This is a genomic window from Paraburkholderia gardini (genome assembly GCF_907164575.1).
Lineage (GTDB): Bacteria > Pseudomonadota > Gammaproteobacteria > Burkholderiales > Burkholderiaceae > Paraburkholderia > Paraburkholderia gardini.
On sequence record NZ_CAJQYY010000015.1, the window covers coordinates 84,487 to 99,722 of the forward strand.

Here is a 15,236-nt window from a genome sequence, read left to right on the forward strand (position 1 = left end):
ATGCCGCGGTTCATGCCGTAGCGGCCTTGTGGGCCGCCGCAAAGACATCGCGAGGGGACGTCGTGCCCGCGACATGCTCCGTACCCTCGACGCCGAGGTCCATCCAGCCCGCGTTGACGGCATCGAACATCGCTTCGGCCGGTCCAGTCTGGCCCTTCGGGATGCCGAGCTGTTCGAACGCTGCCGGCCAGCCGGCCCGCGGGATGGCAAAGGCCTTGACGTCGCGTTGCATGACTTCGCCCAGTTGGGCCGCGACTTCATCCGCGCTGACCATCGAGCCAAGCTCGACGACGCGATGCCCGGACCACGCCGGCCCGGTCAGCAGTGTCGCCACCTCGGCGCCGATATCGTCGGTCGCGACCATGGTCGATTTCCGGCTCGTCGGGTTGTAGTAGACGGGTAGCGTGCCGCCCTGGGCGACGTGCAGGCCGTAAAGGAAGTTTTCGAAAAACCCGCCGGCTCGCACACAGGCGACCGGCAATGTGAGGTGGCGAAATCCTTGCTCCAGAAGCGACAGCGCCGTGATCATCCCCAGCCCGCTGGTTCTGTTCGCACCCATCGACGAAAGCACAACCACCCGCGGCGGCGCTGCCCTGGTCAGCGCCTCGACAAAGTTCGCGATCACGCTCTTTGCTTCCCTGAAATCAGGCGAGGGTGCCCAGACAGCCGGCAGCATGACAAATGCACCTTCGACCCCTTCGAGCGCCCGCTCGACGGCCGCCGCATCATTCCAGTCGCCATCGACCAGTTCCACACCTTGATCCGCCCAATTTGTCGCCTTCTCGCGATTGCGGACCAGCGCGCGTACATTTTTGCCTTGCGCCAGCAGATGTCGGGCCGTTGCGCCGCCTGCGCGTCCTGTAATTCCCATGACCAAAAACATGTGTTTCTCCTGAAATCTGTATTGCCTTTAAACGCCAACTCGCGATCTGGAGATTCATCCTGATACGCTGTTGCTGGAAAGAATGTGTCGCCCAACCCATCGATGGAGATGATCAGCAGGCGCTCGACTCCGGCAAAGGCCACGGCGAGCGGGGCTGGATCGTTGAAATCTGCTTTGAGCTTCGCGGCGAAGCGGCTCAATTTCCGCGGGTTGCGGCGGGCTGCGGCTGGATGCGGTGATATCGGAATCTCCGGCTTCCATTCGCAACTCCACCACACGGCGGCCCGGATGTCCGCCAGAGCCTGGGTATGGAAGGCGGACGGGAACAGGGCCTGACATCTGAGCTCCTTGAGGAATAGTCTATGTTTGAGGGCAGGTCTATCATAGAGACCTATGCCTCGCTCCGGAAGGAGGCAGTTTTTTGTTACCAGAAGAGTTAAAGGGAACCTGAATGAGCACCGCACAGAATGCGATCGAGAGATTCAGCCGATATCAACGTCAATCAGGCGACGCCCAGCCCGCACATTGCGCGGTTCGTGACGTGCTCGACCGCATCGGCGACAAATGGAGCATGCTCATGATCATGGAGCTCGCGACGCGATCGCAGCGCTTCAGCGAGCTTCACCGAGCGATCCCGGACATTTCCAGGCGCATGCTTACCCAGACACTCCGCGATCTGGAGCGCGACGGACTCATCACCCGCCATGTTTTTCCCACCAGGCCGCCGACCGTCGAATATCGTCTGGCCCCGCTAGGCCAATCCCTGCTGGACCCGATGGCGGCCCTTATCGATTGGGCCGATCGTCGTTATTCCGACATCCATGCCGCGCGCGTCCGCTTTGACGGCGCATCCGGTGATGTCCCGCGCTAGATGTTGGTCCGATGTGAGGTGGTGGCGAAAGCCTGAAGCGGGCAGTTCATATGTCCAGGCTTTGCAGATGGCGTGGAAGGTAAAAAAATCCGCTTCTTGAGGGAGCCCCGCGTTGTCCGCTTCAGCCTGATAAAAAAACGGGCGCTCCTTCGAACGCCCGCCTCGTGACCGCGCCTGGCGCGAACAACTGTCGAAACAAACCGCCTAGAACGCCGATCTCACGACACCGCCATCCACGCGCAACGCCGCCCCATTCGTCGCAGCGGACGCTTCCGAGCACACATACACCACCATGTTCGCGACTTCTTCCGGCGTAGAGAAGCGCTTGAGCAGCGAACTCGGGCGCCCGGTTTCGAAGAAGCCCTTCTCGAACTCCTCGAACGATTTACCCGCAGCGAGCTTCGTTGCAAATTCAGCGACGCCATCGGACTTCGTCGGTCCCGGCAGCACCGCATTGACCGTGACGCCGGTGCCCGCGCAGCTCTCCGCAATGCCGCGCGACAGCCCGAGCTGGGCGGTCTTCGTCACGCCGTAGTGAATCATCTCGACCGGAATCTGGATGCCGCTCTCGCTGCTGATAAAGACAATGCGCCCCCAGTTCTTCTGCTTCATCTTCGACAGATACGCCCGCGAGAGCCGTACGCCCGACATCACGTTGGTGTCGAAAAAATGCTGCCAGTCTTCGTCAGGAATTTCCTCGAACGGCTTCGGATCGAAGATGCCCAGGTTGTTCACCAGCACATCGACGGCCGGATGCTTTTCGACGAGCGCGGCAATCTGCTTCGGGTCGGCGAGATTGCCGGCGAAGCCTTCGACACGCGCGTCGGGAACCTGCGCGCGCAGCTTTGCCAGCGCTTCGTCCACCGATTCCCGCGAACGTCCATTGACGATCACGCGCGCGCCTTCGCGTGCGAGACCGGTGGCGATTGCAAACCCGATACCTTTGGTCGAGCCGGTAACGAGCGCGAGTTTGTCCTTGAGATGCAGATCCATCGAAACGATTCCTCCAGAAAAATGCCGGCGCGCCCGCACGGTGCCATGCGCAAACTAAGTCCGGATCTGGCGCGCGACGCGCCAGGCAGGGTCCCATCCTAGCGCTGTCGCGGCTTTTTCGCTCGTGACGGTACCGTCGGTTTCCGCCACGTTGTAGATGCCCGGTGTGCCCTTCGTTATCGATGTTTCACTTTTTGTCGAAATTGACGAGGTTTTTCTCTTTCGTGTCGGCGATGAAAATGGCGAGCAGCTTTGCAGGCTCGGTATCGCTCGCGTTTTCGCTGATCGTGTGATGCACGCCCGGGGCTTCGGTCCACGTCTCGCCCGCGTGATACACCCTGGATTCGCCGTTGTTCACCTGGCTGCGAATGGCGCCCGCCAGCACATAGCCGACCACGAATGCCTGGCCGTGACGGTGCGGCACCGATTTGCCGCCGGGCGCGTAATCGACGACGAGCGCGGTGATCGTCTTGCCAGGCACGTTCGGCAATGCATACGCGAACGCGGGGGTGATGGTTTCGTGCGGTGCTTCATCTGCGGCGAACGCAGCGGGAACTGCCGCGAGCGTCGCCAGGGACAGCAATGCTGCGATACGAACGGAGGTTCGGATGCTCATGGCGGGTTTCCTTTGACGGCGCGACATATCAGGCGAAAACGTCGAAGACCTGCCTGCCGGACCGATGCGTTCATCAGGGGAACCGCAGGTTAGCACCGGCCCCGAATGCTTTCAACGCAGGGGCCTGAAAGACGCAGCTTGCAACACGGTCTGTTCGTGACTCCTTCACAGCCGCGAGCGGGTGCCCTGTGCGGGCGGCGACGGCACTGCCAATACTCCGCTGCGTCACCGTCCGCTATTACCGCGCGCCCGCCTGTGCGCCCTGATCGCGCGACTGGCGCGAAACGAGCGGCGCGATGAAATCGACACCCAGCGTGATCACAAGCGCAGCCGCGCCGATGACGAACAGCAGGCGATGGTTTCCACCGCTACCGTTGAAGATCGCCGAATAGCTGTAGCCCGCCAGCGCCTGAAACGCGGCGAACGCGGTCGTGACGCGGCTCCAGATCACGTTTTGCTTCGCGGCGTTGCCCGGCGCGGCTTCATGCACACGGGCCAGCATGAGCGGAACGATGCCGGGCGGAAACGTGCCGATCACCACTGTCAACAGACCAATCACAACGTGATTGCTCGAAACCGCGAGCCATGCCACCGCGATCGCCTGCACCAGCACGAGCACACGCAGCGCGAAACGTGAACCGAAACGGTCCGCGAAAACGCCGTACACCGGCGGCCCGAAAATCGCGCCGACGCCGTACAGTATCCAGAACAGCGACCCGAGGTGCGCGCCCGCGCCGAGTCCGCGTGCAATGAAGTCGACGAGAAACACCATCGTCGGCACGAGCCCAATCGCCATCAATGCGTATTCGACGTACAGCGCGTTGATCTCCACACCGGACGTGACAGGCGCCGCGCCCGACGCGTCGATTCCGGCTGGCTTTGCTGCGGGCGCGTCCTGCGTCGGCCAGCCGGTCCAGCTTGCGGCGGTCAGCACGGCGGACAGCACCGCGAGACCGATCCACGCTTCGCGCAGACCGAATTTCAGCAGCAACGGCACGATCGTGCCCGACGCCGCGATGCCAAGCCCAAGCCCGAGAAACACCGCACCACTCGCGAGGCCCTTGCGATCGCCCGGCACGTGCGGCAACACAGTCGCCGCGACCAGCACCATGATCGCCCCACCCGCGACCCCGGACAGCAGACGCCATGCAAAGAACCAGCCGACCGAAACCGGAAACGCGCAGGCCAGAAAGGCCAGCGTGACCAGCACCTTCATGCCGCGCAACGTATGGACGTTCGACACGCGGCTCCCCAATGGACGACCGATGAGCGCGCCGATCAGATAGCCGGCCAGGTTCGCCGCGCCAAGGTAGACGACATCGGATGCTGAAAACCAGTGCGCCTGGATCAGCGAAGGGATCAGCGGCGTGTAAGCGAACCGCGCAAGGCCGATGCTGATGAGACTGGCGCTCAGGCCAGCAAAAATATGCCGCCAGACCGCGGCGTTACTCGCCGCCGATGGCGTTTCGAGAAGTGCTGGACTCGACATGAATCGGGTGCTCCGCAAAAGAACTGCACGACGTGCAGGCGTGCCTAAAGGACGGAATGTCGCTTCGCCGTCATTTTTGACATGAATGACAATGTTTGCATCGTAGTAGTCGTTGACATTGATGTCAATGATTGTGTGCGCCAACACTGTGTTCACGAAAACATGCAAGTGATGCGATGCACGCATATCCGGCGTGTCCATCGGCGACACGCATCGCCCGTCGTATAAGGCATTGCGCGTTTTCCGATGTTTCGTTGCCCTCTTTCTGAACGCTTCCTGCGGACCCGACCCGCGACGACCCCTCCCTTGCAACGCCGCACGAAAGTGTTTATTCTTCAACTACGATACATTGAGTCGTAGTTAAAACGATTCTTCAGACACATGTTCTTGACTGCGTCGGCAGAAGGCACGTGTATCGATCCCGCCGCTTCAGGCTCACCGGATGACCTCGTTCGATCTGCGGAGCCACACATTTGATATGGAGAGCAGAAATGAAGGTGATGCATGTCGATTCGAGCGCGAAACGCGAATGGTCGAACTCACGGGCGCTCGCCCGACATTTCATCGATGAACTACGTGCGCAGGGCGTCGATGTCGAAGTGGACTATCTGGATCTGACGGTCGATACGCCGCGTCACGTCGACGAAGCGTTCGCGATCGCCACGTACCGCCCCGCCGAAGAGCGCACGGATGAAATGAAGGCCACGCTCGCCGCTTCCGACGCGCTGTGCAAGCGCCTCTTCGAAGCCGACGCGTTTGTGTTCGCGATGCCGATGTACAACTGGTCGATGCCGTCGGTCTTCAAGGCGTTCGTCGACAGCGTGACGCGCCCTGGCCTCACCTATCTCGCGCAACCGGATGGCCGCATCGCCGGTCAGTTCAATCGCCAGAAGACGCTTTTCATCACCACGCGCGGCGCGGATCTGCGTCCGGGCGGCATGTTCTCCTCAATGGATGCGTTGACACCCGCGCTCAAGGCCGCCTTCGGTTTTATCGGCGTGGCCGGGCCTACCTTCGTCGACGCGCAACCGCTGCAGTTCTCCGACCAGGAAGCCCGTACGGCCGCGCTGGCTCGCGCGAGATCCGAACTCTCGAACATTGCCGTGCAGTGGGCGATTCACGAAGCCGTAGCGGCCTGAGCGATAGGCCTCTAACCCGTGACCTGCGCGCATCACGCGAAACCGCGGACCTGTGCGTGGTTCATGCCGGCCAGCCGATCCAGATTCGTTTGCATTTGCATTTGACCAACACGCAGCGGTGGACATCGACCCGATTTCGCCTCGACCGTTGCACCTTTTTTCTGACTGGAGAAACAGCATGAGCACCTTGAAGATGATCCTCGCTTCCACCGTTGTCGCGCTTGCCACCTCGGCGATGCCTCCGCTCGTTCACGCGCACGGCACCGACGATGTACGCGACAACATCACCCCGGCCTTCGGGACCGCGATCGCGAACGTGCCGGGCAAGACGATGACCGCCATCGTCGTCGATTACAAACCCGGGCAGAAATCGCCGCCGCATCGCCACGGTCAGGCGTTCGTCGTCGGCTACGTGTTGTCGGGCGCGATCCGCAGCCAGTTGAACGACGGTGAAACGCGCGTGTATCACGCGGGTGAGAGCTGGACCGAAGTGCCGGGCGTGCATCACACGATCAGCGAGAACGCGAGCTCGACAGAGCCCGCGAAGCTGCTCGCCATCTTCGTCGCCGACGACAGTGACAGGAATCTCGTCACATGGGACAAGCATTAGGCGCTTGACGCTGCGTGCAAACAGGGGCTAGCGCCTGCGCGACGACAGCGGCCCCTGATATATCCCGCATTCAACGGGGCGAAATCCGGCTTAACGGCGAGCGTTAACAACGCTTAACTTGTTTCAGGCCCTCGCAGCAACAAAAATGAAAGCACGGAAAGATGCGGCTCCTGACACGACATCGGTCCAGCTTCGCCAGTTATCCAACGAAGGTGAAACATGACGCGTATTCTCGAACCCGATTTTTTTGAGTGGACACTCGCGTGGCTTTCGGCACCGGCGCATGAGGAAAGCGAACGTACCGCGAAGGTGCGGGCAGCGAGGAAAAAGAAGTTTCGACTGACAAAGCGCCTCCTGTCCGGCAACAGGAATCAGCCTGACGAAGGATTGCCGCCCGAGGCGCTGCGCGCGCATGTGACGATCCTCGACCAGCCTTCGTCGAAAACGTTGAGTGTCTGCTGGAGCGACCCCACATCCGGCTATTACGGCGACCAGATCTGGCGCATCGGTCTCGCGCGACACGCTTCGTTCTGCGTGCTGACGGGGCGCCCGATCCGGTACGGCGACGCGGTGTTCCGGCCTCGCTCGTGCGACATTCACTGTCCGGCAAATCGCGACCGCATGATTCTCGCCGCGGCCATACCGGCCTGTTCGCCCGACGCAGAACACGAATCCGCAGACGAACAGGCGGGCGCGCTGGCGTGAAGATCGCGCCGCCACGCGCTTGCATACGCACCTGATGCCGGCTTTTCATGATGTCGAGTGAACCCGCCTCGTTCACGCCATGGGCGCGTATGTCACGCGCCCGTTTCGCCTACTCCGCGGTGCCGCGATCGCGCCGACGGTTCGCCACCCGGTCATCGAGCCATCGCACGACGTGGGTGCCATAGCTGCGTGGCGCTTTCGCCGCCGTACGCATCGCGAGATCCTTGAGCGTATGGCTCGCGAGCGTTTCGCGCATATGCCGCTCTGCACTTTGCATCACCGCGTGAATCGAACACACGCCATTGGTGGCCCATGCCGGCGGCGCGTCTTCGAATACCGCACAACGGCCGCGTATTTCGCGGCAGTCAAACAGCGGCTTGTCACCATCGATTGCAATGACGACGTCGAGCACCGAAATCTTCCCCGCCGGACGTGCAAGCGCGAAGCCGCCCTTCGCGCCTTCAGTCGCGACCACGAGACCCGCCTTGTGCAGCTTCGTGAAAAGTTTCGCGACGTAATCGGCCGGCACGCCCTGCAGTTCGGCCAGATCGCGAACGCTCGCTTCAGGAACGCCAGGCGCCGGCTCCGTTAGATAAATCAGGCAATGCAGGCCGTATTCGACGCCCGTGCTGATGTGAGACATACTCCACTCCGACATATCGTATCGGAGTTAAGAGTACGCGGTTTTGTGGTGTTTATCAACGTGAGGGCCGGCATCTGCCCTGAGTGCGCAGGCCGATGGGTACTGTTTTCACGGCAGATTTTCTTCAAAGGCGCCTGGGTTCGTCGCGCTGTCTGAGCGATACCCGACATGCTGGCAGACCAGCCATCCACGCAGGATCGTGTGCTCGACCCGGTAGACCGCGTGTCGGAAATCGTATCCGGCGTGCTCATGGCGCTCACATTCACCGCGAAGCGCACCGGTTGATCGCCGGCGCGCTCCCGTCGCTCATCGCTGAAAACACAGAACCTGTTGCGCCAGAGGCAATGTACCGGTGTCCGCGTATCGCGCGCGTCCCTCCGCACGTCTCGACTCGCGCGATCTTTACGCTGCATTGGGTGTGCTCGTGCTGGTGGTGCTTGCGACGTTTCCCGTCGTCGGCCCATTTATCTTCTTCACGCAGACGGCGTTCGCGCTGGGCGGGTAAGACCCGGTTTCCCCATCGCCCGGTCGCGCGAGGTGGTCAGTACCCGTGCTCTCTCATGATCATCGCGTTGATCGTGCGGTCCTTCCAGAATACGTTCTGTATGCGCGGCTGCAATATGCGCAGCGCCTCCGTGTCGAGATCGTTGAACGTCAGCAACACCGCAGGGCGCGGTCCCGCGCCGGGCACATGCTCGATCTTGTCGAACGGTGGAAAACCATAGCGGCTCAGAAATTCACTGATCTCGTCATCGGTCGTGCCATCTTCGATGTTGCCTATCAGGAGGTCAGCCATCATCTTCTCCAGTTGCCAGACCACGTTTCATCGACACTGCGATGATCGAACGCCGTCGATACATTGCAAGGACCGTGCGCGCCACGCAAACCGTGCTACGTCCAGCGCGACGGTTACCGGACGGAGTCGTGCCGGATGGTTTCGCGGTATCGCACCACCACCTGTTCGAGGTTGTAGAACATGCGCTCGCGGCCTGACGCCGCGCCGAGCGGCGAGCGCTGCATCATGGCGAGCACGCCGGGGTTGAGACCCGCCACCCAGAGTGCAATGCCCGCGTCGCGCATTTTCTTCCCGGCATCGTTCAGCATCTTGAGCGCGGTGTATTCGATGTCGAATACACCGCCCAGATCGAGCACGACGATCTGAGGCTTTGTCGCGGCGATCTTCTCCCGAATCTTCTGCGCGACGTTGTCTGCGTTGGCAAAGAAGATGCGCCCTTCCGGCCGCAACAGCAACATGCGCGGAAACGATTCGTCGTCCGCGTGATCCGCGGAAGCGGGACGGAACACGTTCGAATCGCAGCAGCGCGCACAACGTCACGACACCTGTGACGATCGTCACGATCGACGCATGCGGCAGACCCTGGACGATTTCCAGCACGTTGTGAACGAATGGGCCCTTGGGAAAGTGAATGCCGAGCAGCTTTGGAATCTGGTCGACCACGATGACGATCGCGATCCCGGCCTTGAATCCGGTCAGCACCGGCCCGGAAATGAAATTCGCGAGAAAGCCCAGTCGCAACACGGATGCGAGCACCAGGATCACGCCCACCATCAACGTCAGCGTCGCGGTGGCGATCATCAGTTCCGCGGGACTGCCGTCCGGCGCGGCGCGCCCGAGCGCGGCCGCTACCAGAATGGCAAGTGTCGTGGTCGTGCTGACGCCAAGCGGACGCGATGTGCCGGTAAACGCGTAAATCACCATCGGCAGGAACGCCGTGTAGAGACCGACCTGCACCGGCAAGCCGGCTACCGTGGCATACGCAAGCGCTTTCGGAATGACGACCGCCGCCGCGGTCAGTCCCGCGACGGCGTCGGGCCTGATCCACGATTTCCGGTAATGACGAATCCATTCGGGAACCGGACCGCGCCCGGCACCCGCAACGGGATGTGATGTGTCGTCAGACATGGTTTCGAGTCGCAAGCGATGAAGATGTCCCGCGCTGCCATGAGCCCCGGTCACGAATCCAGATCGACGGATCCACCCCGGCGGTCGACGTTCAGAACGCCTCGGGAACGAACCGGTACGGGTAATCCGGTTCGACGTAACCCGCTGCTTTCTGCCGCTTCGGCAACATGACTCTCTCGCGCGGCAGCGTCTCGTACGGAATCTGGCTGAGCAGATGACTGATGATGTTCAGCCGCACACGCTTCTTGTTGTTCGAGCGTGCGACGAACCAGGGTGCGAGATCCGTGTCGGTTGCCTTGAACATGTCGTCACGGGCGCGTGAATAGTCGTACCAGCGGCTGTACGAATCGAGATCCATCCGCGACAGCTTCCAGGTTTTGCGTGCGTCGCGAATGCGCGCTTCGAGCCTGCGCGTCTGCTCTTCCTCGCTGACTTCGAGCCAGTACTTCAGCAGGATGATGCCGGATTCGATGATCGCCCGCTCCACCAGCGGCACCGCCTTGAGAAATGCGTGCACCTGCTCTTCGGTGCAAAAGCCCATGACCCGTTCGACGCCCGCCCGGTTGTACCAGCTACGGTCGAACAGCACGACTTCACCGGCTGCCGGCAGATGCGGCAGATAGCGCTGCACGTACATCTGGGTTTTCTCGCGGTCCGTGGGCGTCGGCAACGCGACGACACGAAACACGCGAGGACTCACACGCTCCGTGATCGCCTTGATGGTGCCGCCTTTGCCCGCGCCATCCCGTCCTTCGAAGAGAACGCATACCGTGCTGCCGGAGCGTACGACCGATTCCTGAAGCTTCACCAGTTCGACATGAAGACGCGCCAGTTCCTTTTCATACGTCTTGTTCGAAAGACGATCCTGCGCAGCTGGACTGGAGGTCTCTTTACCGGTCTTTTTCCTGTGTTCAGCCATCGTGTTCTGCTCCCAGGGAAAGCACCGCTCACGCTTGCTGTTTCGGCGCAGGCGTGCCAGATTCCGCGCCCGTCGGCGGCAGCACTCCCCGCCTCGCCTTTTCTCCCGCTGCGATGAAGAGATCGTTGTGCTTGCCAGTCCGGTACGCCGCCCGGTAAGGCGGCCGGGTGAACGCCCACAGCCACACGAGCGGCCACGGCAGGCCGCCGAATACAAGCGAAAGAAAGCGCAGGGTCTGGAGATGGGTCGACGCCCATCGTTGAGCGGCCGACATGCGCCGCCCCTACCGGAACTGCAAAGGCAACAACCTGGATTGCCCGTGGCGCACCACGCGCCCGTCATACCGTCAGCCTGTTACACGTCCTCGCATGGCGCGATGCAGCGTGATTCGGGCTGCGTCCGCGACTGCGGCTGCCGGACCATGTCTTTTCCAGAATATGCGAAAACGTGACGCATGGCGCATCAATCGATGCGATTCCTGCTTGATGAATCAACCCGTCAAATGAATCCGGAAGGATACCGGCTGCGAAATCGACGGCGCCTATAAGGAAATGGTAATTAAAAGAGATCGCCGCCCGAAAATTCGCGCACTACACCACATTGTGTAACGGACGTTCCAAAAGCAATGGCTTTTTGCGTTGTATATCCTAGACTGATAGCGAAAATCGCTTATTCCGTTTGCAGCGATTTTGTCTCGGCCGGCCGTCGCGCCGGCAGTGACTGGATGCTTTCGCCAGAACCGTAACGCGCTTTTAATATTCCCCTTAAATCGCTCAGTGCAGATAAGGAGTGCGTATGTCCTGGTTCACCGCAACATTGCGCAGTTATCCGGAAATCGCCATTTTTCTTTCACTGGGCATCGGATATTGGGTCGGGGGCAAGAGTTATCGTGGGTTTAGCCTCGGCGCTGTCACAGCGACACTGCTCGCCGCTATCGCGATTGGACAGCTGGGCATTACGGTCTCGCCTAACGTCAAATCGGTGTTCTTCCTGATGTTCCTGTTCGCCGTCGGTTACGGCGTCGGGCCGCAGTTCGTTCGCGGTATCGCCAGGGACGGGCTGCCGCAGGCCATCTTCTCGGTCGTTCAATGCGTGCTGTGTCTGGCGGTGCCCTATGTCGCCGCAAAGCTCGCGGGCTATACGGTCGGCTCGGCCGCGGGGCTCCTCGCCGGCTCGCAGACCATCTCGGCATCGATGGGTCTTGCCACCGACGCGATCAACCGCCTCGGCCTGCCTCCCGACCAGACGAAGGAACTGCTGGACGCAATGCCAACTGCATATGCGGTCACCTACATATTCGGCACGATCGGCTCGGCACTGATACTCGCGATGCTCGGTCCGAAGCTCCTCGGCATCGATCTCGAAGCCGCGTGCAAGGAATACGAGGCGCAGTTCGGCGGCGAGAAGGAGATGGGCGGCACGGGTCAGGCGTGGCACCAGTACGAGTTGCGCGCGTACCGTATCGCGGAGGGCGGCACGGCCGTCGGCATGACGGTCGGCCAGGCGGAAGCGCATTCGCCCGAAGGCACGCGGCTTTACATCGACCGTATCCGGCACGGCGGCGTCGTGCAGGACGCGAAGATCGACGACGTGTTGCAGGCCGGCGACGTGGTCGCGATCGTCGGACGCCGGGAGCAGCTCGTGCAGGTGCTCGGGCCACGTGGCGCCGAAGTGGACGACCCCGAGCTGCTGGCGGTGCCGGCGGAAGGCGTCGACGTGTACGTCACGTCAAAGGACGTGGAAGGCAAAACGCTGGCGGAACTTGGGCGCCTCCCTGCCGCCCGCGGGGTCTTTCTGCGCAAGATCAGGCGTGGCGCGACGGAAACGCAGATTCCCGTGCTTCCCGGCACGAAACTGCATCGCGGCGACACGGTGACGCTCGTCGGGCGCACGCAGGACACCACGGCGGCCGCGAAAGCGCTCGGCGTGCTGGACCGCCCGACGAACTCCGCGGACATCGCGTTCACGGGCCTCGCGATCACGGCCGGCGCGCTGATCGGCGCAATCGTCATCAAGTTCGGCGCCGTGCCGGTCACGCTGTCGACGGCAGGCGGCGTGCTGATTGCCGGCATCGTCTTCGGCTGGTACCGCGCGATCCACCCGACCTTCGGACGCATTCCGGATCCGACGATCTGGTTCATGAACTCCGTCGGCTTGAACGTGTTCATCGCGGTGGTCGGCATTACCGCCGGTCCCGGGTTCGTGAAAGGTCTCCAGCAACTGGGCATCAGCCTGTTTCTGTGGGGCATCTTCGCGACCGCCGTGCCGCTGATCATCGGCATGTTCATCGCGAAGTACATCTTCAAGTTTCATCCGGCACTCCTGCTCGGCATCTGCGCGGGTTCGAGAACGACCACCGCCGCGCTCGGCATGATCTGCGATGCCGCGAAAAGCCAGGTGCCAGGCCTCGGCTACACGGTCACCTACGCGGTCGGCAATACGTTGTTGACGATCTGGGGGATGGTCATCGTCATGCTGCTGACCTGAGCGCCGCATCAATCGATTCGTGCACTGGAGAGATGAGCCATGGCCACACCCGCCGAAAAAGTCACGCCGTACGATGAATTCAACTACGACATACCAGAAGACGAATTTCCGAAGTCCGGCATCTCGGCGCGCGCCGCCGAAGCGCTCGTGTCGAGCGACGAATGGACCGACACCAATCCGATGCTGAACATGTCGTCGTTCGTGACGACGTATGCGGAGCCCGAAGCCGTCGCGACAGCCAGCCGCAACATGTACAAGAACTACATCGACCACGACATGTATCCGCAAACCTTCGCGATGGAAACGCGCATGGTGCGATGGCTGCATCAGTTGTGGAACGGCCCGAAGGGCGTAGAACCGTATGGAACGGCTACAGTCGGTTCATCGGAAGCGTGCATGCTGGCAGGTCTCGCGCACAAGTGGAACTGGCGGCAGGCGCGCGAAAAGGCCGGCAAGGACGCGACCCGTCCGAACATGGTGACGGGCGGCAACGTGCAGATCGTGTGGAAGAAGTTTCTGCGCTATTTCGACGTGGAACCGCGCATCGTGCCGCTCAAACCCGGCAATTACCGGCTGACGGCGGAGCATCTGGACAAGTATGTCGACGAGAACACGATCGCCGTCGTTGCGATTGCGGGCCAGACGTTCACCGGCGAAGACGACGACATCCAGGAAATCCACGACTGGCTCGACGCCTACGAAAAGAAGACGGGTATTTCGATTCCGATGCATATCGACGGCGCGTCGGGTGGCTTCGTGAATCCGTTCCTCTATCCGGATTACAAATGGGACTTCCGTTTGCCGCCCGTGCAGTCGATCAACGCTTCAGGACACAAGTTCGGCTTGACGCCGCCGGGCCTTGGCTGGGTCGTCTTCCGCGAACGCAAGGTGTTCAACGAAGACCTGATCTTCTACGTGAATTACCTGGGCGGCGAAATGCCGACCGCGACGCTGAATTTCAGCCGCAACGCGGCGCCCATCGCGGTGCAGTACTACCAGTTCCTGCGACTCGGGTTCGACGGCTACAAGCGCGTCATGACCCACACGCTGAAGAACGCGGTTGCACTGCGCGATGAACTCGTGAAAAGCGGCTACTTCACGATCATGAACGAGACGCAGCGCATTCCGGTGGTGGCCGTCACGCTCGATCCGAAGATCAAGAAGTTCAACGAATTCGATGTTTCGAACAAGGTGCGGGAAAAGGGCTGGGTGTTGTCGGCCTATTCGATGCCGCCGGATGCACAGGAAGTCATGAGTCTGCGCGTGGTCGTGCGTCCGCACATCAACCATAACGTCGCGATGATGCTGAGCCGCGACATCATCGGCGCGTGCAGATTCCTGGAAGAACACGGCGGCAACGCGACACCGCCGAAGCTGCATGCACACGCCGGGGAAAAATCGTCACCGGCGAAGTGTTGAAACCCGCGGCACCGGCGCTGGCGGGAAACGGGAGGCGCCTGGCGGGCAGGTTGCCCGCTTCGCCAGTGTCAGAGAATACGTCGACTTCGACCTGCTCGTAAGGGGCCTCTTTTTCCTCCAGGGCAAGACGCGCGATCCGGACGTATACGCTCCAGGCCGCGCCGTAGAGCGTCACGAGGCTGGTATTCGTCATGAAGTGTTTCCTCTTTGATTGCGCCTCGCCTCCATCACAGAGAGGCGACAAACCCGGTTACATCAACGTGGGGGGGGGTCGCGAGACGTCCAGCGCGTACGGATACTTCGATGAGCATCAAGCCAGCGTTGCCCGCGCAAATATTGCCCTCATCCAGTCGGCCAGGGAATTCACGGTGACATCCAGGCGTATTGATGTAAAAGAATTCGCGCAAAATCGCGATGAATGCTTCAAGCGACTGCTTTTGCTTTTCGGGCACCCGCGGCCGGCCGTTGAAACCCATGGCATCGAAAAGCTTACGAAGCAGTGTGGCCGCCAGGAAAAGCGGGGCATCAAGTACTGACC

18 protein-coding genes and 1 pseudogene are annotated in these 15,236 nt (G+C 61.3%); 8 read left to right on the forward strand and 11 right to left on the reverse strand.

All coding sequences use genetic code 11. From position 1 onward, the window contains the following. Window positions 1-10 precede the first annotated feature (10 nt). Window positions 11-883 (reverse strand): NmrA family NAD(P)-binding protein, encoded by an 873-nt coding sequence (locus LPA34_RS14215; RefSeq protein ID WP_228979119.1) that lies wholly within the window; start codon window positions 881-883, stop codon window positions 11-13. Window positions 884-1,334: 451 nt separating this feature from the next. Here LPA34_RS14215 and LPA34_RS14220 point away from each other — a divergent pair, with 451 nt between their 5' ends. Then, window positions 1,335-1,754 (forward strand): winged helix-turn-helix transcriptional regulator, encoded by a 420-nt coding sequence (locus tag LPA34_RS14220; RefSeq protein ID WP_228979120.1) that lies wholly within the window; start codon window positions 1,335-1,337, stop codon window positions 1,752-1,754. 204 nt (window positions 1,755-1,958) lie between these two features. Here LPA34_RS14220 and LPA34_RS14225 read toward each other — a convergent pair whose 3' ends face one another. The 3 genes from LPA34_RS14225 to LPA34_RS14235 all read right to left on the reverse strand — a co-directional run bounded on the left by LPA34_RS14225 (window position 1,959) and on the right by LPA34_RS14235 (window position 4,852). Further along, the gene (locus LPA34_RS14225) at window positions 1,959-2,747 is read right to left on the reverse strand and encodes an SDR family NAD(P)-dependent oxidoreductase (protein ID WP_228979121.1); all 789 of its coding nucleotides are present in this window, start codon (window positions 2,745-2,747) and stop codon (window positions 1,959-1,961) included. 187 nt (window positions 2,748-2,934) lie between these two features. Further along, the gene (locus tag LPA34_RS14230) at window positions 2,935-3,363 is read right to left on the reverse strand and encodes a cupin domain-containing protein (protein ID WP_228979123.1); all 429 of its coding nucleotides are present in this window, start codon (window positions 3,361-3,363) and stop codon (window positions 2,935-2,937) included. Between the two features lie 238 nt (window positions 3,364-3,601). After that, window positions 3,602-4,852 carry a YbfB/YjiJ family MFS transporter gene (locus tag LPA34_RS14235; RefSeq protein WP_228979126.1) on the reverse strand — a complete coding sequence of 417 codons (1,251 nt, stop codon included), beginning with the start codon at window positions 4,850-4,852 and terminating at the stop codon, window positions 3,602-3,604. Between the two features lie 491 nt (window positions 4,853-5,343). On the opposite strand from LPA34_RS14235, the gene LPA34_RS14240 reads away from it, so the two are divergent. The 3 genes from LPA34_RS14240 (at window position 5,344) to LPA34_RS14250 (ending at window position 7,306) form a co-directional block, all read left to right on the forward strand. Next, window positions 5,344-5,991 carry an FMN-dependent NADH-azoreductase gene (locus LPA34_RS14240; protein WP_228979128.1) on the forward strand — a complete coding sequence of 216 codons (648 nt, stop codon included), beginning with the start codon at window positions 5,344-5,346 and terminating at the stop codon, window positions 5,989-5,991. 235 nt (window positions 5,992-6,226) lie between these two features. Further along, window positions 6,227-6,601, forward strand: coding sequence for a cupin domain-containing protein (locus LPA34_RS14245; RefSeq protein ID WP_411178993.1), 375 nt, complete (start codon window positions 6,227-6,229; stop codon window positions 6,599-6,601). Window positions 6,602-6,820: 219 nt separating this feature from the next. Continuing rightward, a complete protein-coding gene (locus LPA34_RS14250) occupies window positions 6,821-7,306 on the forward strand; it encodes a DUF3331 domain-containing protein (protein WP_228979131.1) in 486 nt (161 codons plus the stop codon). A 109-nt stretch (window positions 7,307-7,415) separates the two neighbouring features. Here LPA34_RS14250 and LPA34_RS14255 read toward each other — a convergent pair whose 3' ends face one another. After that, window positions 7,416-7,949 carry an RrF2 family transcriptional regulator gene (locus LPA34_RS14255; RefSeq protein ID WP_228979132.1) on the reverse strand — a complete coding sequence of 178 codons (534 nt, stop codon included), beginning with the start codon at window positions 7,947-7,949 and terminating at the stop codon, window positions 7,416-7,418. Window positions 7,950-8,301: 352 nt separating this feature from the next. On the opposite strand from LPA34_RS14255, the gene LPA34_RS14260 reads away from it, so the two are divergent. Next, window positions 8,302-8,454, forward strand: coding sequence for a hypothetical protein (locus tag LPA34_RS14260; protein ID WP_228979139.1), 153 nt, complete (start codon window positions 8,302-8,304; stop codon window positions 8,452-8,454). Between the two features lie 36 nt (window positions 8,455-8,490). Here the strand turns inward: LPA34_RS14260 and LPA34_RS14265 are convergent, their stop codons facing one another. The 5 genes and pseudogenes from LPA34_RS14265 to LPA34_RS14280 form a co-directional block, all read right to left on the reverse strand. Beyond that, window positions 8,491-8,769 (reverse strand): RNA recognition motif domain-containing protein, encoded by a 279-nt coding sequence (locus LPA34_RS14265; RefSeq protein WP_407672532.1) that lies wholly within the window; start codon window positions 8,767-8,769, stop codon window positions 8,491-8,493. A gap of 89 nt (window positions 8,770-8,858) precedes the next feature. Continuing rightward, on the reverse strand, window positions 8,859-9,203 hold the full coding sequence (locus LPA34_RS26970; protein ID WP_407672535.1) for a sodium-independent anion transporter: 345 nt from the start codon (window positions 9,201-9,203) through the stop codon (window positions 8,859-8,861). A gap of 49 nt (window positions 9,204-9,252) precedes the next feature. Then, window positions 9,253-9,873, reverse strand: a pseudogene (locus tag LPA34_RS27080) (SulP family inorganic anion transporter); the annotation flags it as partial. A 91-nt stretch (window positions 9,874-9,964) separates the two neighbouring features. Continuing rightward, entirely contained in the window at window positions 9,965-10,792 is an 828-nt protein-coding gene (gene ppk2 / locus LPA34_RS14275) for a polyphosphate kinase 2 (protein ID WP_228979142.1), read from the reverse strand. A gap of 28 nt (window positions 10,793-10,820) precedes the next feature. Continuing rightward, complete coding sequence (locus tag LPA34_RS14280) at window positions 10,821-11,066, reverse strand: hypothetical protein (RefSeq protein WP_228979144.1); 246 nt, start codon at window positions 11,064-11,066, stop codon at window positions 10,821-10,823. A gap of 521 nt (window positions 11,067-11,587) precedes the next feature. On the opposite strand from LPA34_RS14280, the gene aspT reads away from it, so the two are divergent. Beyond that, window positions 11,588-13,279, forward strand: a complete 1,692-nt coding sequence (aspT, locus tag LPA34_RS14285) for an aspartate-alanine antiporter (protein ID WP_228979145.1) — start codon at window positions 11,588-11,590, stop codon at window positions 13,277-13,279. 39 nt (window positions 13,280-13,318) lie between these two features. Continuing rightward, on the forward strand, window positions 13,319-14,698 hold the full coding sequence (locus LPA34_RS14290) for a glutamate decarboxylase (RefSeq protein ID WP_228979147.1): 1,380 nt from the start codon (window positions 13,319-13,321) through the stop codon (window positions 14,696-14,698). Here the strand turns inward: LPA34_RS14290 and LPA34_RS26980 are convergent. Beyond that, complete coding sequence (locus LPA34_RS26980) at window positions 14,598-14,891, reverse strand: glutathione S-transferase N-terminal domain-containing protein (RefSeq protein ID WP_324251742.1); 294 nt, start codon at window positions 14,889-14,891, stop codon at window positions 14,598-14,600. The two genes, LPA34_RS14290 and LPA34_RS26980, sit on opposite strands and share 101 nt — an antisense overlap. On the opposite strand from LPA34_RS26980, the gene LPA34_RS14295 reads away from it, so the two are divergent. Next, complete coding sequence (locus LPA34_RS14295) at window positions 14,890-15,234, forward strand: hypothetical protein (RefSeq protein ID WP_228979149.1); 345 nt, start codon at window positions 14,890-14,892, stop codon at window positions 15,232-15,234. The two genes, LPA34_RS26980 and LPA34_RS14295, sit on opposite strands and share 2 nt — an antisense overlap. Window positions 15,235-15,236: the final 2 nt, after the last annotated feature.